Consider the following 25,396-nt stretch of genomic DNA (forward strand, 5'->3'; position numbering starts at 1 on the left):
GGCCGGGGTGGGTCAGAACGTCAGAACGTGAGGACGGGCTTGATGGCCTTGCCGCCGCCCATGTCCGCCACGGCCTGGTCGATGTCCTCGAACTTGTAGCGGCTGATCAGGCGGTCCAGCGGCAGCTTGCCGTCCTTGACCAGCTGGACGAGGACCGGGATGGCGGTCTGGGTCTCGTTGTCGCCGAGGGTGAGGCCGACGACCCGCTTGCCACCGAGCATCCCGTTGACGTCCAGGGCCACCTCGCTGCCGAAGGGCGGGGCACCGACGATGACCAGGGTGCCGCGCAGGGCGAGGGAGTCGACACCCTTGCGCAGAACGACCACGCTGCCCGTGGTCTCGACGACACCGTCCGCGCCCTGACCGCCGGTGATCTCCATGATGGCCTCGGTGAGGTCCGCGACCTCGTCCGCGTTCACGGTGTGGGTGGCCCCCAGCTCCCTGGCCAGCTCCAGGCGTTCGCCGACCTTGTCCACGGCGATGATCGTGGTCGCGGGGGTGAGGGCGGCGGCCATCACCGCGGAGAGGCCGACGGCTCCGGCGCCGAGGACGACGAGAGTGCTGCCCGCGCGCGGCTCCAGCACGTTCCAGACGGCGCCGACACCCGTCTGGACACCGCAGCCGAGCGGGGCGATGGAGTCGAGCGGTACGTCCGGGTCGACCTTGACGAGGCTGCGCTCGTCGACCAGGGCGCGCTCGGCGAAGGAGGACTGGCCGAAGAAGTGGCCGCCGAGCGGCTCACCGTCGCGGCTGATGGTGCTGGTGCCGTCGGCCCGGCGGCCGGAGAGGAGGTTCAGCGGCAGCCAGGTGGCGCAGTAGGCGGGGTGTCCGTCACGGCAGTTGTGGCAGCCGCCGCAGGACGTGAAGGACAGCAGGACGTGGTCGCCGGGCGCGACACCGGTGACGCCGGGGCCGACGGCCTCGACGACTCCGGCTCCCTCGTGGCCCAGGACGCCGGGGAGCGGGAAGGGCAGGCCTCCGCTCGCCACACCGAGGTCGGTGTGGCACAGCCCGGCGGCGACCATACGGACGAGGGCCTCGCCCTGCCCGGGCTCGTCGAGGACGACCTCGGAGAGGGTGAAGGGCGCTCCCCCGGACTCGACCACGGCGGCACGAGTGGTGGTGGACATGGTGTGGGCTCCTTTGATGCCGGTGACTTCGGGGGCGCGCTCAGTCGAGCGAGACGACGACGGACTTGACCTTGGTGTAGGCCTCCAGGGCCTCGGGGCCGTACTCACGGCCGAAGCCGGAGGCCTTCACACCGCCGAACGGCACGGCTGGGTCGAGCATCGCCCACTCGTTGACCCAGACGATGCCCGCCTGGAGCCGGTCGGCGACTCGGTGGGCGCGGGCCAGGTTGGTGGTCTGGAGACCCGAGGCCAGCCCGTACGGCGTGGAGTTGGCCATCTCCACGGCCTCGTCCTCGGAGTCGAAGGGCTGCACGGTGAGGACCGGGCCGAAGATCTCCTCCTGGACGACCCGGGAGTCGTTGGCGAGGTCCGCGATGACCGTGGGCCGGTAGTAGAAGCCGCCGTTCAGGTCGAGGCGCTCACCGCCGCACACGATGCGGCCGCCCTCCTTGCGGGCCAGCTCGACGTACTCCTCGACCTTCTTCAGGTGCTTCTCGCCCGCCATCGGGCCGACGACGGTCTCGGGGTTCCGCGGGTCGCCGACGGGCACGCCGGGCACGGCCTGGGAGAGGATGCCGATCACGGTCTCGTACAGCGGGCGCGCGACCAGCAGGCGGGGGCCGCCCATGCAGAACTGGCCGGTGTTGAAGACGAAGCCCTTGATGATCGCGCCGATGGCCTTCTCGACGTCGGCGTCCTCGAAGACGATGTGCGCCGCGTTGCCGCCGAGCTCCATCGTGACCGACTTCAGGCCCTCGCCGGCGACGCTCGCCGCGTGGCGGCCGACGGCGGTGGAGCCGGTGAAGGCGATCTTGTCGACGCCCGGGTTGCGCAGCAGCGCCTCGCCCGCGACCGGTCCGGTACCGGTGACGACGTTGAAGACGCCGTCCGGGACGCCGGCCTTCTTCAACAGCTCGGCCATGTAGAGGGCGCTGAGCGGGGTCTCCTCGGCGGGCTTGTGCACGACCGTGTTGCCGGCCGCGAGGGCCGGGCCGATCTTCGATCCGGCGAGGATCAGCGGGAAGTTGAACGGCGTGATGGCGGCGACCACGCCGAGGGGTCCGCGCCGGGTGTAGGCGAGGCCGTTGAGCGGGGTGTCGCGGGTGGCTCCGTCCAGGGTCCAGGCCAGGGAGGCGTAGTACTCGTAGTCGTTGGCCGCGTTCGTCACGTCGACGGCGTGGCACAGCGTGATCGGCTTGCCGACGTCACGGCTCTCCAGGGCGGCTATCTCGTCCGCGTTCTCCCGTATGAGCTCGGCGACGCGGTGCAGGACGCGCCCGCGCTCGCGGCCGCTCAGCCCGGACCAGGCGCCGTTGTCGAAGGCCTGCCGCGCGGCCTGCACGGCGGCGTCGACGTCGGCCGCGCTCGCCTCCGCGACCGTCGTGACCACCTGCCCCGTGGACGGGTCGATCACGTCGGTGCGTGCCCCGTCAGCCGCCTCGCGCCACTGTCCGCCGATGAACAGCCGCCCGGGCCCGCTCTCGAAGGTGGTCGTCATTGCCCACTCCTCAGCCTTGATCGCCAAGATTTCAACCAACAGGATTCCTGTTTGTTCGCAGTCTCATTACACACAGGTTTCCTGTCAATGCCTTAGTCTGAACCCATGGTCGGCACAAAGGCACCCCCGTCGCTGCTCTACATGCTCAAGCAAGTCGAGCTCGTTGTCCGCTCGCATCTCGACGAGTTGGTGAAGCCGGCCGGGATCACGGCCCTGCAGTACACCGCCCTCACCGTCCTGGAGCGGCACGACGGGCTGTCGGCCGCGCAGCTGGCACGCGACTCGTTCGTCACCGCCCAGTCCATCGCGGATCTGGTGCGCAGCCTCGAGAACCGTGGACTCGTCCGCCGCGAGCGGAATCCGCGCAACCGGCGCGAGCTGCTGATCCTGCTGACCGAGGAGGCGCGCGAGCTGCTCAAGCGGTTCGCGTGCCCCGTACGGGAGCTGGAGGAACGCATGATCAGGGACCTCACCGCCCACCAGGCCGACCAGTTCCGCCAGGCCCTGTCCAAGGCCTGGCACGCGCTCTCCTAGGCGCGCTGAGCAGGTCGCCCTCCCGGGCACGCGCATGCCGGACGGCAGCGTCCGCGGTCCGGTGCGAGCGGCGCGCACACCCGGGCGCGGGCCCGGTCGTAGATCCGGCACGCAAGTTGTCGGACGCTCACTGCTCAAAACGAAGACATATGTCAATCGAACATGCTGAAATTCACTCCAACGAGAGTAACTTGCAGGGCAGGGACGGGACTTGCTCCGAGACCCTGCCCACGCGAACGCCGGTTGGAGGCGATGTCGGTGCACGATCACCCCGCACCGCCCACCCGGCATCTGCGCGTCCGCGGGGAGCGCGGCCACACGGTGCTGGAGTTCCACGGTGAGATCGACATCCTCGCCGCCATGGAGATCATCCCCTACCTGGACTCCGCGACGGCGCGCCCGGAGCCACGGATCGTGATCGACCTGCGGCCCGTCGAGTTCTTCGACTGCTCCGGGCTGCGCCTGCTGTACCGGGCCCGGCGCCGGGTCCTCGAACAGGGCGGGGAACTGCGTCTGGTGTGCACGCGCGAGCTGACCCTGCGTGTCCTCAGGGCGACCGGCCTCGCCCGCCTGCTGCCGCCGTCGGCGTCGCTGGACGAGGCCCTGAGCCTGCCGGAGGCCGCCTCCGGGTCCTTGTGACCGGGGCTACTCGCTCGCGGGCGCGTCGAACAGGGCGCTGACGGACTCACCGTTGTGAATGCGGCGTACGGCCTCTGCGAGCGCCGGGGCGATGGACAGCACCCGCAGCTTCTCGGTGCGCTCCTCCTCCGGGACCGGCACGGTGTTGGTGCACACGATCTCCAGGACGTCGGGCTGCTCGCCGATCCGCTTCAGGGCTCCGGCCGCGAACAGGCCGTGCGTGCAGGCCACCCGGATGGAGCGCGGGCCCAGCTCCCGCAGCCGTCCCAGCAGTTCGATGACGGTGCTGCCCTTGGCGATCTCGTCGTCCAGGACGATGACGTCCCGCCCCGCGACCTCGCCTATGACGGAGCTGATGCTGACCCGGTCGTCCGCGAACCGCTGCTTGGCGCCGGCGGCGACCTGGGCGCCGATCATACGGGCGAAGGCCGCCGCCTCCTTGGCGTTGCCGAGGTCCGGTGAGACGACCGTGGTGCGCGAGAGGTCGTACTGCCGGAAGTGCGCGGCGAGTTCGCGCAGCGCGTGGAGGTGGTCGACGGGTACCGAGAAGAAGCCGTGCACCTGCGGCGAGTGCAGCGTCATGGCGAGGATCCGGCTCGCACCCGCCGCCACCATCAGATCGGCCACGAGCCGGCCCCCGATCGAGATGCGCGGCGCGTCCTTCTTGTCCGAGCGGGCGTACGAGTAGTGCGGCATGACCACGGTGATGCGCCCGGCGGACGCGCCGCGCGCGGCGTCGCACATCAGCAGCAGCTCGACCAGGTGCTCCTGCACGGGGGCCACGAGCGGCTGCACCAGGAACACGTCCCGCTCCCGGCAGTTGGCCTGCAGCTGCACCTCCAGGCAGTCGTTGGCGAACCGGCTGACCCGGGTCGGCCGGAGCGGTACCCCCAGATGTGCGCAGACCTCCTCCGCCAGTTCGGGGTGGGCACTACCGCTGAACACGGCGATGTCACGCACGATCCGCTCCTCGCATGATCGACCGGGGGTCCGGCCTCATGCTACTGGGCGCCTCCCGGGGCCTCTGACCCGGGGAAACCCGGTTTCGGAACGGCCGCTCGGCGCGCGTCGAGGGCATCGCGCCCGCGAGCACGTCCACGCCCGACGCCTCCGCTGCGGTGCCGACCGGCACATCCGGAAGCGGTGGCCCGGCAGCCTGTTCAGGCGTCACGACGACCCGCGTCCGCCGTCGGGCCGGCCCGACGGCGGACCGCCGGCAGAGGCAGGTGCCCACCGGACGCGACGCGTCCCCGGTCTACGCCGAACGGCGGGCACCGCGGGGGTCCATCCGTACCGGTCATCCCCGTGCGTAGCCGCCGACCGGTCCGGCCCGGGGTGCCGGCGGGCGCGCCCGTGCGCCCGACCATGCCCCCGGAGGGGCGCGCTCAAACCGCCAACCCGGCGTTCTGGCAAGGGATTTGCCGGGCACTCGTTGAAGCAGGAAGGAGGACCGTCGACATGACGACGTCCATCAAGCGAGTCCGCCGCCTGCCCGGCTGGGCGAAGCTCCTGACCGTCCTCGTCACTCTTCTCGTGGTCCTGCTCGCCGCCGTGCGCCTGCTCTTCTTCGACGGGCTGAAGGACGTGTTCGGCGAGGAGACACACGACCGGTCGGGTCCCGCGCTCCTCACGTCCATCCGGGACATCAGCCGGTACGACGCCGCCTCGGGCAACTTCCAGGTGGTCGTGGACCTGGAGAAGGACGCCAAGTACCTGCCGGACGCGATCCGCGGCACCCGCACCCTGTACGTGGGCGCGGGCACCGTCGACGCCTACGTCGACCTGGGGAAGGTGGGCGAGGACGACGTGACGGTGAACCAGGACCGCACCTCGGCCACACTCCGCCTGCCGCACGCACAGCTCGGCAAACCCGCCCTCGACCCCGAACGCTCCTACGCCGTCTCCAAGCAGCGCGGTCTGCTGGACCGGCTGGGCGATCTCTTCTCGGACAACCCCAACGGCGAACAGGCCGTCCAGCGGCTCGCGTCGAAGCACATCGCCGAAGCGGCCGAGGAGAGCCGGCTCACCGCCCGCGCCGAGTCCAACACCACCGGCATGCTCGAAGGGCTGCTCCGCTCGCTCGGCTTCGAGGAGGTGGAGGTGACGTACGGCGGCACCTGAGCCCGCCACGGATCAGGCGCCCAGCACTCCGGGCAGCGCCAGCACGCCCAGCAGCACCGTCCCCAGCAGTGTCCACGCCACGTAGTCCCCGATGTGCCCGGACTGCAGCCGGCGCAGCGGGGCGGCCCAGCCCGGCTCGGCCAGGAGGGCGGGCCGGGTGACCGCCAGGGTCGCCAGGCCCGCCGCGAGCGCGGTGGAGACGAGACCGAGGAGCACACCTGGTGGAGTCCAGTGCGCCGGGGTGACGGCGCCGCCGGAGCCGGCCTCGTTCACGGCACGGCTCACGCCGGCGGCGAAGCCCGGGGTCACGCCGACGGCCAGCGCCCCCGCCAGGAGCAGGGCGGGCACCGCGGTCATGGTGCCCGGCACGCGGCCGAGCCGGTGCCGCGTCTCGGGTTCCTCTCCGGCACCGGTCGTCTCGTACGCCGGCGAGGGGGTCTCCCCCGGCTGGGGACCCAGTCCCAGGAACACACGGGCGGCGACCCGCAGCACCGCGCCCGCGGTGATCGCGGACACGGCGACGTACAGCACGGTCAGCGGTCCGCCCACGGCCTCCTCCGTCACCGCCTTGCCCAGCGCGGTGCCGAACGGCGGCAGTCCGCCGAGCGCGAGAGCGCCGACGAGGAACAGCACGGCGACTCCCCGCAGTTCACGCGCCCGGCCGTACAGGGCGTGCTCGTCGACCGTGCCGTACCGGTCGAGCAGGATGCCCGTGCACGCGAACAGGGCCGCCTTCACTCCGGCGTGCCCGAGGACGTACAGCGCGATCCCGTCGTCGGCCTGAGGGGTCAGGATGCCGATGCCGACGAGGAACAGTCCCGTGTGGGCGACCGTCGAGTAGGCCAGCAGCCGTTTCACGTGCCGCTGGTACCAGCACATGACGGCGCCGATCACGGCGGTCAGCGATCCGAGCACGACGAGCACGCGTTCCAGGTCGGCCTCCGGGACCCCGCCGGGGCCGGAGAACACGGAGTCGTGCACGCGCCAGACGCCGTACGCGCCGAGTTCGACCATCACCCCGGACAGCAGCATGCACACCGGGGTCGGCGCGACCGCGTGCGCGTCGGGCAGCCAGAAGTGGAAGGGCACGGCCGCCGCCTTGACCAGCAGCCCGGTCAGGACCAGCACGAAGGCGGCGAGGACGAGCGCGTCGGGACCGCCGTGCCGGTCGAGGCCCCGCCCGATGTGCGCCATAGCGAGCTCGCCCGTGCGCGCGTACAGCAGCGCGATACCCATGAGCATGGCGTACGCGCCGAGCGAGGTGACGACGCCGAAGGTCAGCGCGCCCTGCACGGCCTTGGCCTCCTCGACGCGGTGGCCGGTCAGGGCGTACGCGACGACGCTCATCAGCTCGAAGAACACGAACGCGTTGAAGAGGTCCCCTGCGACGGCGAATCCGCACATGCCCGCCTGGAAGAGCAGGACGAGCGCCGGGAAGGAGCCCGTGTGGCGGCGGGGCGGTTCGTCGAAGTAGTGCCAGGAGTAGGCCAGGGCCGCCACGGTCAGCAGGGAGGCGAGCGCCGCCAGGCCGAGCCCGGGTCCGTCCCCGACGAGCACGATGCCGACGCTGCGGCCGTTCTCGGGGGTCCATCCGCCGACCCACTCGACCATCGGCGGGGAGGAGTTCGCGAGGAGCAGCAGGGCGAGCGCGGCGGTGCCCGCGGCGACGGCGCACCCCACGGTCTCGGCCACGACCCGGGGCAGACGGCGGCCCCCGGCGACCAGCAGGGCGGCCCCGAGCAGCGGTACGGCGACGACGAGCGGCAGCAGATGCTTCATCGGCGGGTCAGCCGCGCAGCTCGGAGAGTTCGTCGGGGTCGACCGTGCCGTGGCGCTTGGCGATCTGCATGACGAGGGCGAGCAGCAGGGCCGTGACGGTGGCGCCGACGACGACGTCGGTGAGGGCGAGGGCCTGCACGACCGGGTCGACCACCGGGCGGGAGCCGGGTTCCAGGTCGGCGTACACGGGAGCGGTCGCGCCCTCGCGGTATCCGACGGCCAGCAGCAGCACGTAGGTGCCGGACTGGCACACGGCGAGGCAGCCCACGGCGTGGATGAGGTTGCGGCTGGTGGCCAGGCCGTGGGCACCGACGAGGAAGATCCACACGGCGACGAGATACGGCAGTACGGACATCACGTCCCGCTCTTCCCTTCCCTCACGTTCCGCTCTCCTCCTCGATCTCGACGGCCTGGTCCAGGAAGCGCGCCAGCAGGACGACGACCGCGCAGGCCACCTCCATGCCGATGGCCGCGTTCAGCAGCGGCACGGTGCCGCCGGACGTCAGGGTGTTGAACGTGCCGTACGGCAGCAGGGTGTTGGCGAGGAAGGCCGTTCCGGCCAGTACGCCCGCCAGGCCGAGGACGAGGTACGCGGAGGCCGCGAGCGCGTCGCCGACCTCGTACAGGCCGACCGGGCGGATCCGCTCCAGCGCGCGGTAGTCGGCGCCGAGGTAGAGCAGATGCAGGGCGGTCGCCGCGACGACGCCGCCCTGGAAGCCGCCGCCCGGGCTGAGCTGACCGTGGGCGATGACGTACAGGCCGGTGAGGACGGCCACGGGCAGGACGGCGAGGGCGTACCGGCGGACCGGCGGCGCGACGTCCTCGGGCCGGGGTGCCGCGCGTCGTTCGTCGCGGGTCTGGCGCAGCAGGACGACGGTGCCGAGAACGGCGCCGAAGAGGATGGTCATCTCGCCGAGGGTGTCGAAGGCGCGCTGGTCGAAGTTGACGGAGGCAATGGTGTTGGCGGTCCGCCGGGCGAGGGACTCGTGCACCGCGCGATCGCCGTACGGGTGCCGGTCGCCGCCGAAGCCGGGCATGTCCAGGCACGCGGCGACGAGGAGGGCCGCGAGGCCCGCGCCGCCCGCGAGCACCATCAACAGCCGTACGCGCCGGTTCACTCGGGCTCCCCCTTCGTCTCCTGTTTCTGACGCCGCCTGACCTTGCGGACGGAGAGCAGGAGCAGCAGCGGGGTGAGGGCCGAGCCGACCGCGAGCTGGGACAGGGCGACGTCGGGGGCCTGGAGGACGGTGAACAGCACCGCGAGGGCGAGTCCGAGGACGGCCAGGACGAGGGCCTGGCGCACGGGGTCGCGGACGGCCACGGCCGTGGTCGCGGCGGCCGCGACGAGGAGCAGCGCGACGACGACAGCCGGGTCATCCACGGCGGCCTCCGGGGAAGCCGCCGGCCAGCGCCCGTGAGGCGACGAGGTTTCCGCCCGTCAGCAGGGCGCCCGTCACGAGGAGTTTCACCATCGCCCGGCCGGGACCAGTGGCCGCGCACAGCACGAGCACGACCACGGCGGCGAATCCGGCGGCGCACCAGGTGGCCCACGGGGACGCCGGCGGGTCCGCGGCCAGTTCCTCGGCGAGGAGGCGGGCGAAGACGAGGGTGCCGACGGGGCCCAGGAGCGCGAGGACCAGGGCGAGGTCGACGTACGCGGGACGGCCGTATCCCTGGGCGAGCAGCAGTAGTCCGGGGCAGGCGAGCGCGCTGGAGAGGTTCTGCGCGACGACGCGGCGGCGCAGTGGTCCGGTGGCCACGCCCCACACGGTGGCCCCGACGCCCCCGGCGAAGGTGAGGGTCGCGGCAGTGGTCCAGCCGTTCACCGGCCGCTCACCGCCCCTCGCGCTCCCCGGGCCGCGGCGGCCGCGATCCCGGCGACGACACCGCCCACGACCAGTTCCAGGGTGTCCACCGCGCTGACGAACACCAGCCACAACCCGGCGAGCAGGACCCACCAGCCCAGGACGCCGAGCGCGGCCCGGAACGCCGTACGCCGGTTCACACACCACCTCCGCGGGCCTGCGCGCACCACCACCGGCACGCGACGGGTCGCTGCCCGGAGTGCCCCCGGAGAGCGAGGGGAAACCGGTGGGGGCGACGGCCAAGTCCGGCCAAGTCCTCACCCTCTGCGGCATCGGAGCCCATCTCGGGGGTAACCACCTTGAAAGGAAGGGAAGTTGAAACTGGGAGGGTTGTGTGGCCCGGACAGCGTCACGTTCCCGCACCTCGACATCCCGCCGCCGGCCGAAGGGGGACTCGCGCGGTCGGCGACCGCTCGCGTTCCCCTTACGCCTGCTGGCGACGGTGCTGGCCTTCGCCGCCATGGTCGCGTTCGCGGTGGCGCTGGCCCGGCTCACGCTCCAGCCGTCACCGGCCTCGGAGGAGCTCACCCACAGCAATCTGCGGCCGGGCCGCTCCCTGGAGGCCTATCTGAACCAGCCGGCGCTGCGGGACGCGGTCAAGCAGATCGGCGGGAACATCCTGCTCGGCGTTCCCTTCGGCGTGCTGCTGCCCGTGCTGGCGCCCGGGGCGCGGGGCATCCTGCGCGTACCGGCGCTGACGGCGCTCGTCATGCTTCTGGTGGAGCTGACGCAGGGCGCGGTGATCACCGGGCGCGCCTTCGACATCGACGACGTCATCCTCAACACCACGGGCGCGCTCCTGGGGTACGTGCTGCTCGGGCGGCGGCTGGGCCGTGTGGTGCACCCGCCCGGCCGGGGAGCGGACCCGGGCGGGGCGAGCGGCGGACGCCCACGGCCCCGCCGGGGGATCCACCGCCGCAAGGACTAGGGCCCTAGTGCGGCCACCAGGTGAACTTGTCGCCGCCGACCCAGCGGACCAGGTCAGGGTCGTCGAGGTCGTGGACGGCTATACCGGCCGCCGAGGCGGCGACCAGGACGTCGGTGAGCGCCGTGGCCTCACCGACGACCTCTCCGTCGATCTCGACGATACGGAACGGCGGAGTGCCCGGCTGCACCCCGAGCACGATGATCCGCGGGCGGGGGATGTACGGGCTCGCGATTTCGGTCATACAAGAAAGCGTAGAGCGAAACGGGGTCATTGACCCCAAAGCGACCGGGCCGGTCGCCGAGCGGGCCGAGCCGTTCTCAGGGGCGCCGCCAGTCGTCGCTCTCCAGGTGTGAGCCCGCCTGGGGGCCCATCCGCAGCATGCCGCCGTCCGCTGCCCAGGAGGCCCCGGTGACGTACGAGGCGTCGGGGCCCGCGAGGAAGGCGATCACGGCCGCGATCTCGCGGGCGTCTCCCGGGCGCCCCAGGGGGATGCCGGGGCGGCTCTCCGTGTGCGGGTCGGTGTCCTCCTGGCCCGTCATGGGGGTGGCGATCTCGCCGGGGGCCACCGCGTTGACGGTGATGCCGTGTTCGGCGAGCTCCAGCGCCATGACCTGGGTGAGCAGGCCCAGGCCGCCCTTGGCGGCGCAGTACGGTGCGGCACCCACGCGGGGCTGATGCTCGTGCACGGAGGTCACGTTGACGATGCGTCCGCCCTCACCCTGCTGGATCATGTGCCGGGCGGCCCGCTGACCGCACAGGAACGGGCCGACGAGGTCCACGTCGAGGACACGGCGGACGTCCTCGAGCTCCAGGTCCATGAAGGGCGTCATCGTTCCCGTACCCGCGTTGTTGACGAGGACGTCGATGCGTCCCAGCCGGTCGCACAGCTCGTCGACCGTGCCCGCGGCGACGGGCAGCCGGGTGAGGTCCATCTGCGCGACGACGGCGCGCTGCCCTCGAGCGCGCACCTCCTCGGCCGTCTCCTCGGCCCCCTTCAGATCGGTGTGCCAGGTGATCCCGACGTCCATCCCCGCCTCCGCCAGACGGACGGCGGTGGCCCGGCCGATACCGGAGTCGGCTCCCGTGATGACGGCCACCTCGGTGCGTTCGTGCGCGGACATCGGCCCTCCTCGGCTGCTGGACGACTGCTGACGGACGACTGCTCACGGACGGCTGCGGAGCACGGACCGTCGCAGTACCCGGGCACGCGAGGGACAAACCGGCTCCCGTGTGCGGTACCGGTGCGGGTGGGCAACGCTGGACGAGGAGGTGCCCATGGAGCCTGTCGAAGCCCTGGACCGCATCGCGTTCCTGCTGGAGCGGGCCCAGGCCCCCACCTATCGCGTACGGGCCTTCCGTACCGCCGCCGCCGTGCTGGGCGCCCTGCCCGCGGGCGAGGTCGGGCGGCGGGCGGCCGACGGCTCGCTGGAGTCCCTGCGCGGGGTCGGCCCGAAGACCGCGCAGGTGGTGCGCGAGGCGCTGGCCGGTGAGGTGCCCGGCTATCTGCGCAAGCTGGAGGACGAGGCCGGGGAGCCGGTGGTGTCGGCCGGCGAGGGGTTGCGGTCGCGGCTGCGGGGCGACTGCCATCTGCACTCCGACTGGTCGGACGGCGGGAGCCCGATCGAGGAGATGGGGCGGACGGCGGCCCGTCTCGGGCACGAGTGGGCCGCGCTCACCGACCACTCGCCGCGGCTGACCGTGGCCCGTGGGCTGTCCGCGGACCGGCTGCGCGAGCAGCTCGACGTGGTGGCCGGGCTCAATGACCGGTGGGCGCCGTTCCGCCTGCTCACCGGCATCGAGTGCGACATCCTGGAGGACGGGTCGCTCGACCAGGAGCCGGAGCTGCTGGAGCGGCTCGACGTCGTGGTGGTGTCGGTGCACTCGAAGCTGCGCATGGACGCGCGGGCGATGACCCGCCGCATGGTCGCGGCCGTACGCAGTCCGCACGCCGACGTGCTCGGACACTGCACGGGACGGCTGCTCAGCGGGCGGGGGCGGCCCGAGTCGGAGTTCGACGCGGACGAGGTCTTCGCGACCTGCGCCGAGTCGGGAACGGCCGTGGAGATCAACAGCCGTCCCGAGCGGCTCGACCCTCCCAGGCGGCTGATCCGCCGGGCCCTCGACGCGGGCGTGCTGTTCTCGGTCGACACCGACGCCCACGCACCCGGCCAGCTGGACTGGCAGATCAACGGCTGTGCCCGGGCGGAGGAGTGCGGGGTGCCCGCCGACCGCGTGATCACGACATGGACCGCGGACGAGCTGCTGGCCTGGACGCGGGAGCGCACGGTGCCGTCACGGACATCACGCGTGGGCAGCGCGTGACGCGGTACCCGAGCGGTACCCGAGGGCTGACGCGGTACCCGAGGGTTCAGGACCCGCACGCGGGCCCGACAGGACTCACTGCGACGCGCTCGCGGGATTCAGGACTCACCACGACGGACTCAGCGGACTACGACGGACTCAGCGGACTCGTGCCGCGGGAAGGGGGCTCGTACATGGGCCGGGCAGCCGTGTTCGACGTCGACGGCACTCTCGTCGACACCAACCACCTCCATGTGACGACCTGGTGGGAGGCGTTCCGCCAGGCCGGTCACGACGTGCCGATGCACGCCATCCACCGGGCGGTGGGACTCGCCTCCGGTGATCTGATCGCCCACCTCCTGGGCGAGGAGCGGGCCTCGGACGAGGTGGCCGCGCTCAGTGCCTCCCACAAGACCCTGTACGGCACCTACTTCGACCGTCTGCCCGCGCTGCGTGACGCCGGACGCCTGTTGCGGCGCCTCGACCAGGACGGCTGGAGCGTGGTCCTCGCCACCTCCGCCGGGGGTTCCGAGCTGGCGGCGCTGCGGCGGGCGATCGACGCCGACGACGCCATCACGGCCACGGCGAGCGCCGACGACGTGAATGCCGGGAAACCCTCTCCCCAGCCGGTCGAGCACGCCCTGGACCTGGCCGGGGTACCGGCCGAGCGCGCGGTGTTCGTGGGGGACACGGTGTGGGACATGCGTGCGGGCACCCGCGCCGGGGTGCGCTGCGTGGGCGTACTGAGCGGCGGCATCCCGCGCGCCGACCTGGAGGCGTCGGGCGCCGAGGCGGTCTACCGCGACCCGGCGCATCTGCTGGCGTCCCTGGAGGAGAGTCCGCTGGGGGCGGATGTGTGAGGCGGCGCGGCGACATGCGCGGTCCTGCCGTATGACCTTCTCGGCCCAGGCTCTCCGTACCGAAACCCACGCCCTGACCTCCGCAGTCCGCAACGCGCTGCGCGGTCCCGGCCGCGAGCGCGATCTCGTCGTGCAGTCGCTCAAGGCCGCGGGAGCGGGGCTGCTGGCCTGGGTGGTGGCGCGCAACCTGCTGGGCGACCCGATGGCGCTGATGGCGCCGTGGGTGGCCGTGGTGCTGGTGCAGGCCACGGTGTACAGCTCGCTGCGGCAGGCGGCGCAACAGTTCACCGCGATGTGCCTCGGCGCGCTGCTGGCGACGGCGGCCCAGACGCTGACCGGGGACACCACCGCCGCGCTCGCCCTGTGCCTGCCGGTGCTGATGCTGCTGGGCAACTATCCCCGCTTCGGCGACCAGGGCGTCTACGCCGCCACCACGGCCCTGTTCACGCTCGCCGCGGGCAGCCCGGTCACGGCGTCTGCGCTGGGCCACCGTCTGGGCCAGGCGGCGCTGGGCGCGGTGATCGGTGTCGCCGTGAACGCGTTCGTCCTGCCACCGGTCCATCTGCGCGACGTTCGGGAGAACCTCGCGGCGCTCGCCCACGAGACCGGCAGGGTCCTGCACGGGGCCGCCGACGGGCTGCGGGACGGCGAATGGGACGAGCAGGCCGCCGCACGCTGGTCGCGGACCGCCCTGGACCTGGAGCGGCGGCTCGACGGGCTGCGCTCGGCCCGGCGGTGGAGCGAGGAGAGCCTGCGGCTGACCGGGAGCTGGCTGCGGGCCTTCCACCGGGTTCCGCTCGATGTGCCGTCCGCCGAGGAGGACGAGCGCTGGAGCCGGGTCACCGGGCACATGTCGACCCTGGCGCGCACCCTGGCCGTCGCGGCCGACAGCGAGCGGTCCCCGGGTCCGCCCGACGACCCGGCGCTCCGCTCGTATGCGCGCCTGCTGGCACTGATCGGGGACGCCTGCCACGCGGAGGGCAGGCGCATCGAGGGATCGGAGACCGGCGGGACCGATGGTGCGGCGCGGGAGGCCATGGAGGAACTGCACGACGAACTGCAGGCCCGGCTGCGCCGGCTCGCGGCCCACAGCGCCTCACGGACCGCCGTACTGGGCGCGCTGCTCCTCCAGGCGGAGAACGTGTGGGCCGAAACCGTACGGTCGCGGTGACCGAAATAGTGCGCTTATCGTGACGCAGATCACCGTGAATGCTCCCATCCTTCAGGAACACTCGCTGGTAGCTTCCCGTTAAACCAACCGTGGGTGCGGACGGGACAGTGTCCCCGGGCCTCAACCTCCGCCCACAGGGACGATCGTTCGGCTGAAGCCCTGTGGAGCCTTTCGCCGAGAGGCGACCGCCGTCCGTGCCCACCACAGACCGCCCCGACCGTGATTCCCCCGTCCGGTCGGGGCTTTTCTCTGCCCATCGAGCCCCGTGCGCGTGCTCCCCCTCCCGGCCGGGTACTCGGGGTTCCCCCTCCGGGAGGAGCGGGGTCCCCAGGGCTGAGAGGAGTCAGCGGTGAGCAGTGAAACCGGTGACAGGATCGTCGTCACGGGTGCCACCGGCAACGTGGGCACCAGTCTCGTGCGTCTGCTCGCGGAGGACGACCGGGTCGGTTCCGTACGGGGGCTCGCCCGGCGGATTCCCGACTGGTCGCCCGACAGGACCGAGTGGTCGGCGGTGGACCTGGCGGTCGAGGAGACCGACCTGGTCGCGGAGTTCGAGGGCGCCGACGCCGTCGTGCACCTCGCCTGGGCGTTCCAGCCCACCCACGATCCGGCCCAGACCTGGCGCACCAACGTGCTCGGCAGCATCCGCGTCTTCGAGGCGGTGGCCGCGGCGGGGGTGCCGACGCTTATCCACGCCTCCTCGGTGGGCACCTACTCGCCGGGCCCCAAGGACCGCGCGGTGGACGAGTCGTGGCCGACGCACGGGTGGCCGGACGCCGCGTACTGCCGGGAGAAGGCCTATCTGGAGCGTGCCCTGGACGCCTTCGAGTACGAGCACCCGGAGGTCCGGGTGGTGCGGATGCGGCCCGGGTTCCTGTTCAAACAGGAGTCGGCGAGCGAGCAGCGGCGCATCTTCGGCGGCCGTTTCCTGCCCGGACCGCTGCTCCGCCCGGAACTGCTTCCCGTCCTGCCCGACATTCCCGGGCTGCGGGTCCAGGTCCTGCACACGGACGACGCGGCCGAGGCGTACCGGCTCGCGCTGCACGGCGACGCGCGCGGCCCGTTCAACCTGGCGGCCGAGCCGCCCCTGGACGCGGCGGCCCTGGGCGAGTTGCTGGGTGCCCGTCCGGTACGGCTGCCCCGCGCGGCCGCCCGTTCGGCTCTGGCCGCGGCGTGGGGGCTGCATCTGGTGCCCGCCTCGCCCCATCTGTTCGACGCGGTGCTGCGGCTGCCCCTGCTGGACTGCACGCGCGCGCGTGACGAACTGGGCTGGCGCCCGGAGCGTACGGCGGTCGAGGTCCTGGAGGAGTTCCTGGAGGGGCTGCGGCGCGGAGCGGGGGCGGAGACGGAGCCGCTGCGGGGGCGGAAGGTGGGCTGAGCGCCCCCACGGGGTACGGCGGCTGAACACCACGGAGTACGGCGCGACCAGCCACAGGCCGCACCAGCCACAGGCCGCTGCCCCGCTGCCCCACGACCGACGAACGCGGCTGTGGGGCAGCGGGGCAGTTGCAGTCTGCCGGTTGCAGCGGGGCAGTGGTCTGCCGGTATCGGCCGGTCAGTCGGTATTGGCCGGTCAGTCGGTGACCTCGTTCGGCACCGGCTGCTCCGGGTGGACGCCGCCCGACTTCGGGGCGCCCTTCCTTCCCGAGCCCGCCTCGTCCGTGTCGGGCACGTCGGTGGCGGGTGCCTCTCCCTCGTCCGTCTCGCCGGGCGCGGAGTCGACCTCCCACGGGTCCTCGCCGGCGCCGGCCTGCTGGTCGGGCATGTCCCTCGGCACGGGCTCCCCGTTCTCGCCGGGGCCCTCCGAACGGTGATCCGTCACGGTGCGCTCCCTTCGTGTGGCGCGGCGCGAGTACCTCGGGAGGGTCGGCCGAAACCAGGGGCCGCGGCCGGGTCCGGTGTCAGCCGCCGAGCTCGTCCAGGGCCGCCGTGAGCTGCGGTGCCACCGCCTCGCGCACCCAGGCGACATGCTCCTCGCCCGCGGCCCTGGGCACCGTCTCGACCAGCATGATCAGGTACAGGTAGCTGCGGTAGAGGGCGAGCCGCTGCCGCTCGGCGGACGTGAACTCGCCCTTTCCCCCGCCCTCTTGGTAGCCCGCCAGGAAGTCCCGTTCCTGCTCGATGTCCCCGAGGAGCGCGAGCGACACGAAGTCCGCGAGGGGGTCGCCCCAGAACATGCGCTCGCCGTCGATCAGACCGCCGATGCGCGGAGCACCGTCGCGCTCCACGAGGATGTTGCCGTCCCAGAGGTCGAAGTGGACGAGACACGGGACGGTGACCTCGTCGAGGGCGTCGTACGCGGTCTTCGCGATCCGCGCCACCTCGTCCACGGAACGCGGCAGCCAGGCCCGGTAGCGGCGGGCGTCGGCGAGGACGGCGTCGTACATGGTGGTGAAGGCGGTGCGCCAGTCGGGGACGAGAGGCCCGAAGGTGCCGGAGGGGTAGCCGAAGCCGGGGCCGGTCACACGGTGGAGGCGGGCCACCATGCCGCCCAGCTCCCGGCGCAGTGCCTTCCGGTCGGTTCCCTCCGGGGAGGCGAGGTGCCAGGGCGTGCCGGGGCAGGCGGTCATCAGGAGATGGCCGTCCGCCAGGGCGACCACCTGGGGAGCGGGTACGCCGGCCGTGGCCGCCCCTCGGTAGAACTCGGCCTCGCCCGGGAGGAGCCGGCGTTCGTAGCTCAGGACCGGGGTCTCCGGTGGCGGGGGTGTCTTCAGGACCAGCCGGCCGCCGTCGGTGAGCACGAGTTCCTCGACGGTGTTGTAGGTGCCGCCGCCGAGGGGGCGGAGGCCGGCGAGGCTGTCCGGCGGGAATCCCGCCGCCTCCAGGGCATGCCGTGCCCGCTGCTGTCCGTTCACCGTGGCTCCCCCGTGTCGTGATCGGCCGGAGCCCACTCTGCCAAGTGGGCCCCCGTTTCTCCACCCGTTGCCCGTCCTCCCTCGGCCCCTTATCCCGCCGCGTACACATCCTCGACGTACCGTCCGGCGCCGATCAGGTCGGCGAGCCACTGCTCGGAGTCGCCGTCCGGGACCCGCTCGCCGTGGATCGCGCGGAAGGCCTCCCGTACGCCCGGCGCCATACGGGAGCCGTCCCCGCAGACGTACACCCGGGCACCCGCCTCCAGCAGGTTCCACACCTCGTCCGCCTCGGCGGCGATCCGGTGCTGGACGTAGGCCAGGCCGTCGGTGGCTGCCGCGCTGAACGCGGGGCGCAGGGAGACCGCTCCGGCTGCCTCGGCGACGCGGAGTTCGTCCGCGTGGAGGAAGTCCGCGTCGGGTGCGTCGCAGCCGAAGTAGCAGACGGCGGGGGCGACCTCGGCCCCGGAGGCGAGCCGGACGACACGGTCGGCGACGGCTCCCCGGAAGGGGGCGAGGCCCGTGCCCGCCGCGACCATGATGACCGGCGCGGGGTCGTCGTGGTCGATCCGGAAGGCCTCGCGGCACGGCTGGATCCGGGCCAGGACCGTCTCGCCGGGCTTGACGGAGTTCAGATAGCCGGAGCCGACACCCGTGTAGGTGCCGTCGCCCGAGCGGGCCGGGGCCTCCAGCAGCGAGACCATCAGGTCGACGTGGCCGGGGTCGATGGCGGGCGACGAGGACACCGAGTAGTGGCGCGGGCGCAGCGGGGTGAGCAGGGCGAGGAGGTCCGGCCAGTCCAGGGCGCCGCGCAGGGCGGGGTACGCCTCGACGATCTCGACCAGGGTGCGCGGGTCGTCGGTGAGCGCGGCGAGGGCAGCCCGTTCGGGCGGGCACGGGTTGGCGGCCGCCAGGGCGGCCAGCTGGGCGGCGGTCGGGCGCTCCTGCAGCTCCACGTGGTGGGTGAGGAGCCGGCGCACGGTCAGCGGGCGGTCCACGGCGATTCCGTCGCGCCGGTGCGATCGGATGTCGAGGATCTCGTCCGGGTCGACGCCGAGCGCGGCGGCGGCCCGCTCGGCGAGGGCCGGGTCGTTCACGGGCAGGACGGTCAGATGGTCGCCGGTGCGGTAGGTGGTTCCGTCCGGCAGGGCGAGCCGTACGAAGCGCTTGGTGCGCGGATGACCGGGCGCGGTCAGGTCGTACGCGTCCGTGACGGTCATCGGGACGAGCCCGTGCCGAGCGGCGACGGCGTGGAGGGGGCCGCCGGTGAGCGTGCGGACCTCGTACGCGGCCGTGGGCCCGGCGCTGGGAGCGGTGGCGTCGGGGTCGCCGTGGCGCTCCAGCAGGGCGGTGCGCAGGCCGGCCGTGAAGGCGCGCACCGTGCCGCCGAGGTCGCCGGACGCGTCGGCGGCGGCACGGTCCAGGAGGCGGGTGCCGCCCAGAGCGGCGAGGCGGTCGTCGAAGCGGGCCGGGACGTGCTGGTAGGTGGCGGCCCAGTTGCGGTCGCCGACGCCGAGGACGGCGTACGTGCCGTCGAAGGCAGCCGTGTCGCCGTCGAGCCAGGCGGCGAACGCGGTGGCGTCGTCCGTGGGGCGGCCGTTGTACGAGGCGGCGGTGACGATCACCGGACGGTCGGCGGGCAGGCCGCCGGCGTACGCGTCCAGGGGCGCGACCTCGGTCTCGGCGCCGAGTGCGGTGGCCTCGTCGGCGAGGGTGGCGGCGAACTCGCGGCAGGTGCCGTAGTTGCTGCCGTGCAGGAAGAGGGCGCGGGTACCGGGGCGTACGCGGGCGGGCAGGGCGCCCTCCGCGGCCTTCGCCTCCGTGTGCGCCTGGGTCGCGCCCGGAAGGGGCGTGTGCGAGCGGTCGGCGGCCGTGCGCGGCGAGAGCGTCAGTGTGAGGCCGTCGGGCTTGAGGGTGAGCGTCTCCTTGACGGAGAGCGCGTAGTCGGCGTGGTCGTGCAGCCGGTAGCGGTGGACGAGCAGCGCGAGCAGCATGATCGCCTCGTGCAGCGCGAACTGCCGGCCGATGCAGGCGCGTTCACCGGTGCCGAAGGGCTTGAACGCGTGCGCGGAACGGGCCGCCTCCGCCTCGGGTGTGAAGCGGGAGGGATCGAACAGCTCCGGGTTGTCGCCCCACACGGACTGACGGTGCAGCATCGGCGCCACCACCGTGGCGGTCTGGCCCGCGCGCAGCGGGATCCGGCCGCCGAGGAGGGTGTCCTCGCGGGCCTCCCGGCTGAACGCGGCGGCGGTCGGCCACAGCCTCAGCGCCTCGTTGAGGACCTGCCGCGTGCAGGTGAGACGCCCGATGTCGTCGAACGTCGGCTCCGGGTCGACCGTGTCGCCCCAGAGGGCGTCGACCTCCCGCTGCACCAGCTGGAGCACGGCAGGGTGCTTGGCCAGGTAGTACAGCGCGAAGGACATGGCGCCGGACGTCGTCTCGTGGCCCGCGATGAGGAAGGTGATGACCTGGTTGCGGATGTTGGCGGTGTCGAGCGCGGTGCCGTCGGCGGGGTGCGTCGCGGTGAGCATCAGCGCGAGGAGATCCTCGGGCTCGCTCTCCCCCGCGTTCCCGTCCACCCGTGCGGCGATCACCTCGTCCACGACCTGAGCGAGGTAGTCCGCGTCGGTTCGGAAGGCCGCGTCGGCGGCGGCGTGGTCGCCGCCCGGCACCCGGCTCAGCCGGGTCATGCTCCACTCCAGACAGCGGACCATGGCCTCGACGAACGGGTGGGGCTCGTCCCGCTCGAAGGAGCCGAAGTCATAGCCGAATCCGGCGAGCCCGATGGTGTCGAGGGTCATCCGGGTCATGTCGTCGGGCACGTCCACCGGCCGGCCGTCGCGGGCGGCCCGGTCCCATGCCCCGATCAGCCGGCGCGCGACACGCAGCATCACGGGGTGGTAGGTCCGCATCGAGCCCAGTGCGAACGCGGGCATCAGGATGTCGTGCGCCCTGGCCCAGTTCGGTTCGTCGTTGTACGCCGTGAAGAGGCCGTCGGCGGCGAACTCCCGCACGTTCTCCAGGGCGGGCCCGACGGCCTTCGCGAACCGCCGCTCGTCGGCCAGTTCGGTGACCAGGTCGAGGTCGCTCACGAAGAGCGTCTCCCGCCCGTGCAGCCGCCGCACGATCACGGGTCCGTGGCGGCGCATGAGCTCCATGACCTGCTGGAGCGGGGTGCGGCCGGGGCCGGTGGCGGAGATGTCGACGACGGGTACGTCGTCCGGGGTCCCGGTGGCGCTGGGGTCGGTGGCCTGGGGATGCGGCGCGGTGGGGGGCATGACGCGGCAACTGCCTTTCGCGGTACGGGTACCGATGTCGCGGTACTGGGGTACTGCGTTCCAGCTTGGGCTTCGGGGGGCCGCCGCCCGGCCCGCTGGACTACGTGATTGTGTAGTGGTTGAAGAATGAACGGCACTTGCCCCCGGCCGACCGGACATGGCAGGCGGGGCAGCGGACCGGGGAGGCGAGAGGTGGACCTGACACGGCTGGATCCCGTGGTGTGGCGCAACCGCACCATGCTGCTGTTCGACCGGATTCCGATGCCGGTCGCGGTGTGCGACGTGTACGGGTCCGTCCTGCTGGCGAACCCGGCGATGGCGGCCGAGTGGGGCGCCACGCCGGGCAGTCTCCGGGGCCGTGACGTGCTGGAGCTGTTCCGGCCCCAGGAGGCGACACAGGTGGAGCGGATCGCTCAGGCGCTCCGGCTGCGGCACCGCTCCCGCTACCCGGTGTCGGTGCGGTGGGACGCGGCGGACGGCGTACGCCGTCACGGGGAGCTGACCGCCGATCCGGTCAGCGACGGCCCCGACGGGACGACGGCGCTCCTGGTCCTGGTCCAGGTACTGGGCGAGTGCCCGGACCCGGCCGGGCCCCCGGCCCCTCCCCCGGTGAGCGCGGCCGAGGCCCGCATCCTGGAACTCGTCGCGAGCGGCGCCACCACGGCCCGTACGGCCCGTGAGACCGCGCTGAGCGTGGACGGCGTCAACTACCACCTGCGGCGCATGTCCACCCGCTGGGGCGCGGCCAACCGCACGGAACTCGTCGCCCGCGCCTACACGCTCGGCGTACTGAAACCCGGGGTGTGGCCACCGCGGGTCACCTCGGCGGAGTGAACCGCTCACGTACGCGAGCTTCCCGGTGCGCGAGAGCAGTCGGTGACACGTGCCACCGCGGCCGCCACCCCAGGATCCACGCGCCGTCCACCGGTGCACGAAATCATTGGCGCTCGGCGATTTGGCTACATAGCCTAGGCTCAAACCTAGGGCTCCTAGGCATCTTTCGCACCCGCACTTCCCAGGAGGCTCCCCGTGAGGTCACTCACCGAGCAGGACATCCGCACCTCGTTCATCAACTGCTCCAAGGGCGAGGCGAAGCGGCTCGCGATACCTCGGGACTTGGCGGAACAGCCATGGGACGACCTGGACTTCCTCGGCTGGCGCGACCCCGGGGCCCCGGACCGCAGCTATCTGGTCACCGAGCACTCCGGGCGCCTCGCGGGTGTCACGCTGCGCTTCCCGTCCGTCAGGCGCGGTCTCCTGCACCGCAGCCTGTGCTCGCTCTGCCTGACCACGCATCCAGGGAACGGCGTGTCCCTGATGACGGCCCGCAAGGCGGGCGCGGCCGGGCGCGAGGGCAACTCGGTCGGTGTCTATATGTGTGCCGACCTCGCCTGCTCCCTGTACGTGCGCGGCAAGAAGGTCCCCGCGTCCGGGGGCCGCTTCGAGGAGACACTCACCCAGGAGGAGCAGATCGCCCGGACGGTGGGCAATCTGTCCTCGTTCCTGCGCAAGTTGTACGAGTGAGCAGTGCCGGACCGCCCTGCCGGTCCCGCAGCCGCGCTGACCTGATCGCAGCCTCAGAGCCTCGCCGGTCCGGGCGGCCATCTCCTGGCGTTCGGCATGCGGCCTCTCCAGGGGCTCATCGGAGGTCCCGAGTACGGCCTACTCTCGGGTGCGGACGACCCACGTTCTGGAAGAAACGTTCCGGGTGAGGGCGGAAGGGGAACAGCCGAAGGATGCGAGACGTACGTGGCGCCTGGGCCGTGGTCGGCACCCAGGTGACGAAGTGGCGCCAGGAACCCGTGGTCGTGCAGTCGGTGCGGTCGGCGGCGGCCGCCACGCTGGCGTATGTGGTGGCGCTGCGGTTCAGCCCCGAGGCGGCACCCCTGACCGCCCCGCTGACCGCGCTCCTCGTCGTGCAGGTCACGCTCTACGCCACGCTGACCACCGGTATCCGCCGGGTGAACTCGGTGGTCACCGGCGTCGTCATCGCCATCCTGTTCAGCAGCCTGGTGGGGCTCACCTGGTGGAGCCTCGGCCTGATCATCCTCGCCTCGCTCGCCGTCGGGCACTTCGTGCGGGTCAGCGAGTTCGTGCCCGAGGTGGCGATCAGCGCCATGCTCGTGCTCGGCGTCACCAGAGTCGGGGACACGGCGTGGGCGCGGGTCCTCGAGACGCTGATCGGCGCCGCCGTGGGGCTCGCCTTCAACTTTCTCCTCGCTCCCCCGGTCTGGGTCGGCGCGGCCGGCGAGTCCATCGAGGACATGGCGCGCCGGATGCGGCAGCTGATGCTGCGCGTCGGCGAGGAGGCCGCGGGCCGTACCCCCGTCGAGGAGGCGGCTGCCCAGCTCCACGAGGCCCGCCGGCTCGACCACGACATCGTCGAGGTGGACGCGGCCCTCAAACAGGCCGAGGACAGCCTGAAGCTCAACCCGCGGGTCAGGGAGGGCCTGCTGAACCGGGTCGTGCTGCGCACCGGCCTGGACACGCTGGAGATCTGCATGGTGGTCCTGCGGGTCATCGCGCGCACCCTCACCGACCTCGCCAAGAGGCGGGAGCCCGAGCCGCTGTTCGAGCCCCAGACGGGAGCGGCCCTCGAACAGCTCCTCGGCGAGATCGCCGACGCCCTGGTCAGCTTCGCGGTGCTGGTCACCACCGATGTCAGCCGTAACGCCGAGTCCGCCGAGGCCCGGCTCGCCGCCGAGCTGACCACGGCGTGCGCGACCCGCGACAAGCTGGCCCAGCTGCTGCTCGACGACGTGCAGCGGGACGTCCGCGACTGGCAGCTGCGCGGCGCCATCCTCACCGAGGTCAACCGGATCCTGGACGAACTGGACACCGAGCACCGCTCCAGCCGTCTGCTGGAGGAGCTCGACCGCTGCACCCGCGAACAGCGCGAGCGCAGGCCCCGTCTCACCCGTCTGCGCGACCGCGTGGTCCTCGCCCGCCGCTCCCTGCGGAACCGGCGCCCCCCGGTCCGGCGTACTAAGTGATGATCAGCCCCGCCACAGGGCGGGGCGGTACGGCACGACAGCGAGGGGGCGTACGGAATGGCCGACGGCACCGTGCGGATCGACGGGGACACACTGCGTCTGCCGGGTGGGGTGCAGGTCCGCTTCAAACGGACCCTGCGCCTGCCCGAGACCGGGACGCACAGCCTGCCGCCCGGCCTCGGCGCCTTCCCGATCCGCCGTGTCGAGGACTACCCGGACACGGCGCCCGAGCAGATGCGGGCGCGCGGCGGTGTGATGCTGCCGGTGTATCTGCGCGAGGCCATGTGGCTGCACTTCGGGCGCACGGTGGAGCCGGCCGCCCTGCAGGTCGGCGTCGGCAAGGTGTGCGCGGTCTCCGGCAAGCCCTGGAGCGGCCGGCTCAGCCGGGATCCGCAGAACTACGTGGTGCTGCCGCGCCAGCCGTGGCTGGACGGCATCAACTCGGGGAAGGGCACGGTCCGCCAGTTCGTGGCCGTCCCGCTGGGCCTCGGCGCCACGGTCGAGGGCCAGGTCACCGGCGAGGAGGTGTGGGGCGGCATCCAGCTCCAGGCCTTCCCGCTGAACGAGGCGAAGCTGGCCGAGTGGCGCGAGGCGGAGCGGCTCAGGCGGGAGCGGGAGCGCGCGAACGCGGAGCGGAGGTTCAAGGGCGTGCCCTACGGCGGTGCCCTTCCCGCTCCGGGCGCGGCCCCGGCCTACCCCATGGCCGCCCCTCCCGCTCCGGGTGCGGTTCCCGCGGCTCCTTCCGCGCCGGGCGCCGCCCCGGCCGGCCCGCCCCGTGCACCCGCCGCGATGGGTCTCGGTGTCGGCGGCTCGATGCGCCAGGAGGTCTACAAGGACGACTGGCCGCGCGGCAGCTGGGTCGAGGAGCCCGCCGGACGGGTCTTCGTGCATCTCGTCACCCCGCCCGAGTGGCGCAGGATCACCGGCGAGGCGCCCCCGCCGTCGCCCGTGAACCGCGCGGCGTACACACGGGCCGGGCTGCCCTGGTTCGACTACTACGACCAGGACGCACAGGATCTCCGGCCCACGGACACCCTCGGCGCGGTGCAGCCGGTCGGCGACTGGCTGGGCGACGACCACGAGCCCTGGCAGGAGCCCTCGCCCCACCAGGTGAAGCCGCTCGGGGACGCGCCGGGCAAGGCGGTCGGGGACGGCGACTGGTAGCCACCTCACACGGTGGGTGTTGCGTGGCCCGCAACACCCACCGCCCTGCTTTGCGCTTCGGCGTCCGTACCCGCCAAGGTGGATCACGGACGGGGCAACCGACGATCGACGACCGAGGTGCGACCAGTGACGAGTGAACCGGCGCGGGACCAGGAGCGACACGGTTGGAGCAGGCGCCGCTTCCTGACGGCGCTCACGGCGGCGGGTGTCCCGGCGGCGGCGCTGGCGGGCTGCTCGGACTCCCCCGAGGCGACCGGCCCCGGACCGTCGGCCACCTCGGCGA

General features: G+C 72.7%; 26 protein-coding genes. 12 read left to right on the forward strand and 14 right to left on the reverse strand.

Going from position 1 to position 25,396, the window contains the following annotated elements:
* Positions 1–20: 20 nt before the first annotated feature.
* Together FNH04_RS15975 and FNH04_RS15980 are read right to left on the reverse strand one after the other, a co-directional pair.
* The gene (locus FNH04_RS15975) at positions 21–1,130 is read right to left on the reverse strand and encodes an NAD(P)-dependent alcohol dehydrogenase (RefSeq protein ID WP_152784719.1); all 1,110 of its coding nucleotides are present in this window, start codon (positions 1,128–1,130) and stop codon (positions 21–23) included.
* 40 nt (positions 1,131–1,170) lie between these two features.
* Entirely contained in the window at positions 1,171–2,628 is a 1,458-nt protein-coding gene (locus FNH04_RS15980) for an aldehyde dehydrogenase family protein (RefSeq protein ID WP_152784721.1), read from the reverse strand.
* 105 nt (positions 2,629–2,733) lie between these two features.
* On the opposite strand from FNH04_RS15980, the gene FNH04_RS15985 reads away from it, so the two are divergent.
* Together FNH04_RS15985 and FNH04_RS15990 are read left to right on the forward strand one after the other, a co-directional pair.
* Entirely contained in the window at positions 2,734–3,162 is a 429-nt protein-coding gene (locus tag FNH04_RS15985; protein WP_152784723.1) for a MarR family winged helix-turn-helix transcriptional regulator, read from the forward strand.
* A 252-nt stretch (positions 3,163–3,414) separates the two neighbouring features.
* Positions 3,415–3,801: an anti-sigma factor antagonist gene (locus FNH04_RS15990; RefSeq protein ID WP_152784725.1), complete on the forward strand. Its 387-nt coding sequence runs from the start codon at positions 3,415–3,417 to the stop codon at positions 3,799–3,801.
* A 6-nt stretch (positions 3,802–3,807) separates the two neighbouring features.
* Here the strand turns inward: FNH04_RS15990 and FNH04_RS15995 are convergent, their stop codons facing one another.
* Positions 3,808–4,761 (reverse strand): ribose-phosphate diphosphokinase, encoded by a 954-nt coding sequence (locus tag FNH04_RS15995; protein ID WP_322723140.1) that lies wholly within the window; start codon positions 4,759–4,761, stop codon positions 3,808–3,810.
* A gap of 498 nt (positions 4,762–5,259) precedes the next feature.
* On the opposite strand from FNH04_RS15995, the gene FNH04_RS16000 reads away from it, so the two are divergent.
* Positions 5,260–5,922, forward strand: coding sequence for a DUF4230 domain-containing protein (locus FNH04_RS16000; protein WP_152784727.1), 663 nt, complete (start codon positions 5,260–5,262; stop codon positions 5,920–5,922).
* Positions 5,923–5,934: 12 nt separating this feature from the next.
* On the opposite strand, the gene FNH04_RS16005 is transcribed toward FNH04_RS16000, so the two are convergent.
* From FNH04_RS16005 to FNH04_RS47615, 6 genes are read right to left on the reverse strand one after another with little or no spacing between them, the layout of a single operon-like run.
* On the reverse strand, positions 5,935–7,701 hold the full coding sequence (locus FNH04_RS16005; RefSeq protein WP_152784729.1) for a complex I subunit 5 family protein: 1,767 nt from the start codon (positions 7,699–7,701) through the stop codon (positions 5,935–5,937).
* Positions 7,702–7,708: 7 nt separating this feature from the next.
* Entirely contained in the window at positions 7,709–8,056 is a 348-nt protein-coding gene (locus FNH04_RS16010) for a sodium:proton antiporter (RefSeq protein WP_152784731.1), read from the reverse strand.
* A 22-nt stretch (positions 8,057–8,078) separates the two neighbouring features.
* On the reverse strand, positions 8,079–8,819 hold the full coding sequence (locus FNH04_RS16015; RefSeq protein ID WP_322723141.1) for an MnhB domain-containing protein: 741 nt from the start codon (positions 8,817–8,819) through the stop codon (positions 8,079–8,081).
* Positions 8,816–9,082, reverse strand: coding sequence for a Na(+)/H(+) antiporter subunit B (locus FNH04_RS16020; RefSeq protein WP_322723142.1), 267 nt, complete (start codon positions 9,080–9,082; stop codon positions 8,816–8,818). Before FNH04_RS16020 ends, FNH04_RS16015 begins: the two co-directional genes overlap by 4 nt.
* Positions 9,075–9,527 carry a monovalent cation/H+ antiporter complex subunit F gene (locus tag FNH04_RS47610; RefSeq protein ID WP_322723143.1) on the reverse strand — a complete coding sequence of 151 codons (453 nt, stop codon included), beginning with the start codon at positions 9,525–9,527 and terminating at the stop codon, positions 9,075–9,077. Before FNH04_RS47610 ends, FNH04_RS16020 begins: the two co-directional genes overlap by 8 nt.
* Entirely contained in the window at positions 9,524–9,706 is a 183-nt protein-coding gene (locus tag FNH04_RS47615) for a hypothetical protein (protein ID WP_228031409.1), read from the reverse strand. The genes FNH04_RS47610 and FNH04_RS47615 overlap by 4 nt, the downstream gene beginning before the upstream one ends.
* Before the next feature lie 194 nt (positions 9,707–9,900).
* On the opposite strand from FNH04_RS47615, the gene FNH04_RS16030 reads away from it, so the two are divergent.
* Complete coding sequence (locus FNH04_RS16030) at positions 9,901–10,494, forward strand: VanZ family protein (RefSeq protein ID WP_322723144.1); 594 nt, start codon at positions 9,901–9,903, stop codon at positions 10,492–10,494.
* 4 nt (positions 10,495–10,498) lie between these two features.
* On the opposite strand, the gene FNH04_RS16035 is transcribed toward FNH04_RS16030, so the two are convergent.
* Positions 10,499–10,735, reverse strand: coding sequence for a hypothetical protein (locus FNH04_RS16035; protein WP_152784735.1), 237 nt, complete (start codon positions 10,733–10,735; stop codon positions 10,499–10,501).
* 76 nt (positions 10,736–10,811) lie between these two features.
* The gene (locus tag FNH04_RS16040) at positions 10,812–11,615 is read right to left on the reverse strand and encodes an SDR family oxidoreductase (protein WP_152784737.1); all 804 of its coding nucleotides are present in this window, start codon (positions 11,613–11,615) and stop codon (positions 10,812–10,814) included.
* 154 nt (positions 11,616–11,769) lie between these two features.
* On the opposite strand from FNH04_RS16040, the gene FNH04_RS16045 reads away from it, so the two are divergent.
* The 4 genes from FNH04_RS16045 to FNH04_RS16060 all read left to right on the forward strand — a co-directional run bounded on the left by FNH04_RS16045 (position 11,770) and on the right by FNH04_RS16060 (position 16,204).
* On the forward strand, positions 11,770–12,816 hold the full coding sequence (locus FNH04_RS16045; protein WP_152784739.1) for a PHP domain-containing protein: 1,047 nt from the start codon (positions 11,770–11,772) through the stop codon (positions 12,814–12,816).
* A gap of 173 nt (positions 12,817–12,989) precedes the next feature.
* Entirely contained in the window at positions 12,990–13,655 is a 666-nt protein-coding gene (locus FNH04_RS16050; protein ID WP_152784741.1) for an HAD family hydrolase, read from the forward strand.
* A 31-nt stretch (positions 13,656–13,686) separates the two neighbouring features.
* Complete coding sequence (locus FNH04_RS16055) at positions 13,687–14,826, forward strand: FUSC family protein (protein ID WP_152784744.1); 1,140 nt, start codon at positions 13,687–13,689, stop codon at positions 14,824–14,826.
* Positions 14,827–15,175: 349 nt separating this feature from the next.
* Positions 15,176–16,204: an SDR family oxidoreductase gene (locus FNH04_RS16060; RefSeq protein ID WP_322723145.1), complete on the forward strand. Its 1,029-nt coding sequence runs from the start codon at positions 15,176–15,178 to the stop codon at positions 16,202–16,204.
* Positions 16,205–16,399: 195 nt separating this feature from the next.
* Here FNH04_RS16060 and FNH04_RS16065 read toward each other — a convergent pair whose 3' ends face one another.
* The 3 genes from FNH04_RS16065 to FNH04_RS16075 form a co-directional block, all read right to left on the reverse strand.
* Positions 16,400–16,648, reverse strand: coding sequence for a hypothetical protein (locus FNH04_RS16065; RefSeq protein WP_322723146.1), 249 nt, complete (start codon positions 16,646–16,648; stop codon positions 16,400–16,402).
* 79 nt (positions 16,649–16,727) lie between these two features.
* Complete coding sequence (locus FNH04_RS16070; RefSeq protein ID WP_322723147.1) at positions 16,728–17,681, reverse strand: phosphotransferase family protein; 954 nt, start codon at positions 17,679–17,681, stop codon at positions 16,728–16,730.
* 89 nt (positions 17,682–17,770) lie between these two features.
* Positions 17,771–20,956 (reverse strand): cytochrome P450, encoded by a 3,186-nt coding sequence (locus FNH04_RS16075; RefSeq protein WP_152784746.1) that lies wholly within the window; start codon positions 20,954–20,956, stop codon positions 17,771–17,773.
* A gap of 237 nt (positions 20,957–21,193) precedes the next feature.
* On the opposite strand from FNH04_RS16075, the gene FNH04_RS16080 reads away from it, so the two are divergent.
* The 4 genes from FNH04_RS16080 to FNH04_RS16095 all read left to right on the forward strand — a co-directional run bounded on the left by FNH04_RS16080 (position 21,194) and on the right by FNH04_RS16095 (position 25,113).
* Positions 21,194–21,790 (forward strand): PAS domain-containing protein, encoded by a 597-nt coding sequence (locus FNH04_RS16080; protein ID WP_228031408.1) that lies wholly within the window; start codon positions 21,194–21,196, stop codon positions 21,788–21,790.
* Positions 21,791–21,985: 195 nt separating this feature from the next.
* Positions 21,986–22,480 carry an FBP domain-containing protein gene (locus FNH04_RS16085; RefSeq protein WP_322723149.1) on the forward strand — a complete coding sequence of 165 codons (495 nt, stop codon included), beginning with the start codon at positions 21,986–21,988 and terminating at the stop codon, positions 22,478–22,480.
* Positions 22,481–22,692: 212 nt separating this feature from the next.
* Positions 22,693–23,949, forward strand: a complete 1,257-nt coding sequence (locus FNH04_RS16090) for an FUSC family protein (RefSeq protein WP_152784750.1) — start codon at positions 22,693–22,695, stop codon at positions 23,947–23,949.
* 57 nt (positions 23,950–24,006) lie between these two features.
* Positions 24,007–25,113: a hypothetical protein gene (locus FNH04_RS16095; RefSeq protein WP_152784752.1), complete on the forward strand. Its 1,107-nt coding sequence runs from the start codon at positions 24,007–24,009 to the stop codon at positions 25,111–25,113.
* Positions 25,114–25,396: the final 283 nt, after the last annotated feature.

Source organism: Streptomyces phyllanthi (assembly GCF_009377205.1).
Taxonomy (GTDB): Bacteria; Actinomycetota; Actinomycetes; order Streptomycetales; family Streptomycetaceae; genus Streptomyces; species Streptomyces phyllanthi.

Excerpts from the sequence above, each read along its gene's own strand:
- FNH04_RS15975 (WP_152784719.1), bottom strand. The coding sequence starts at position 1,130 with ATGTCCACCACCACTCGTGCCGCCGTGGTCGAGTCCGGGGGAGCGCCC.
- FNH04_RS15980 (WP_152784721.1), bottom strand. The coding sequence starts at position 2,628 with ATGACGACCACCTTCGAGAGCGGGCCCGGGCGGCTGTTCATCGGCGGA.
- FNH04_RS15985 (WP_152784723.1), top strand. The coding sequence starts at position 2,734 with ATGGTCGGCACAAAGGCACCCCCGTCGCTGCTCTACATGCTCAAGCAA.
- FNH04_RS15990 (WP_152784725.1), top strand. The coding sequence starts at position 3,415 with ATGTCGGTGCACGATCACCCCGCACCGCCCACCCGGCATCTGCGCGTC.
- FNH04_RS16000 (WP_152784727.1), top strand. The coding sequence starts at position 5,260 with ATGACGACGTCCATCAAGCGAGTCCGCCGCCTGCCCGGCTGGGCGAAG.
- FNH04_RS16005 (WP_152784729.1), bottom strand. The coding sequence starts at position 7,701 with ATGAAGCATCTGCTGCCGCTCGTCGTCGCCGTACCGCTGCTCGGGGCC.
- FNH04_RS16010 (WP_152784731.1), bottom strand. The coding sequence starts at position 8,056 with ATGTCCGTACTGCCGTATCTCGTCGCCGTGTGGATCTTCCTCGTCGGT.
- FNH04_RS16035 (WP_152784735.1), bottom strand. The coding sequence starts at position 10,735 with ATGACCGAAATCGCGAGCCCGTACATCCCCCGCCCGCGGATCATCGTG.
- FNH04_RS16040 (WP_152784737.1), bottom strand. The coding sequence starts at position 11,615 with ATGTCCGCGCACGAACGCACCGAGGTGGCCGTCATCACGGGAGCCGAC.
- FNH04_RS16045 (WP_152784739.1), top strand. The coding sequence starts at position 11,770 with ATGGAGCCTGTCGAAGCCCTGGACCGCATCGCGTTCCTGCTGGAGCGG.
- FNH04_RS16050 (WP_152784741.1), top strand. The coding sequence starts at position 12,990 with ATGGGCCGGGCAGCCGTGTTCGACGTCGACGGCACTCTCGTCGACACC.
- FNH04_RS16055 (WP_152784744.1), top strand. The coding sequence starts at position 13,687 with ATGACCTTCTCGGCCCAGGCTCTCCGTACCGAAACCCACGCCCTGACC.
- FNH04_RS16075 (WP_152784746.1), bottom strand. The coding sequence starts at position 20,956 with ATGCCCCCCACCGCGCCGCATCCCCAGGCCACCGACCCCAGCGCCACC.
- FNH04_RS16080 (WP_228031408.1), top strand. The coding sequence starts at position 21,194 with ATGCTGCTGTTCGACCGGATTCCGATGCCGGTCGCGGTGTGCGACGTG.
- FNH04_RS16090 (WP_152784750.1), top strand. The coding sequence starts at position 22,693 with ATGCGAGACGTACGTGGCGCCTGGGCCGTGGTCGGCACCCAGGTGACG.
- FNH04_RS16095 (WP_152784752.1), top strand. The coding sequence starts at position 24,007 with ATGGCCGACGGCACCGTGCGGATCGACGGGGACACACTGCGTCTGCCG.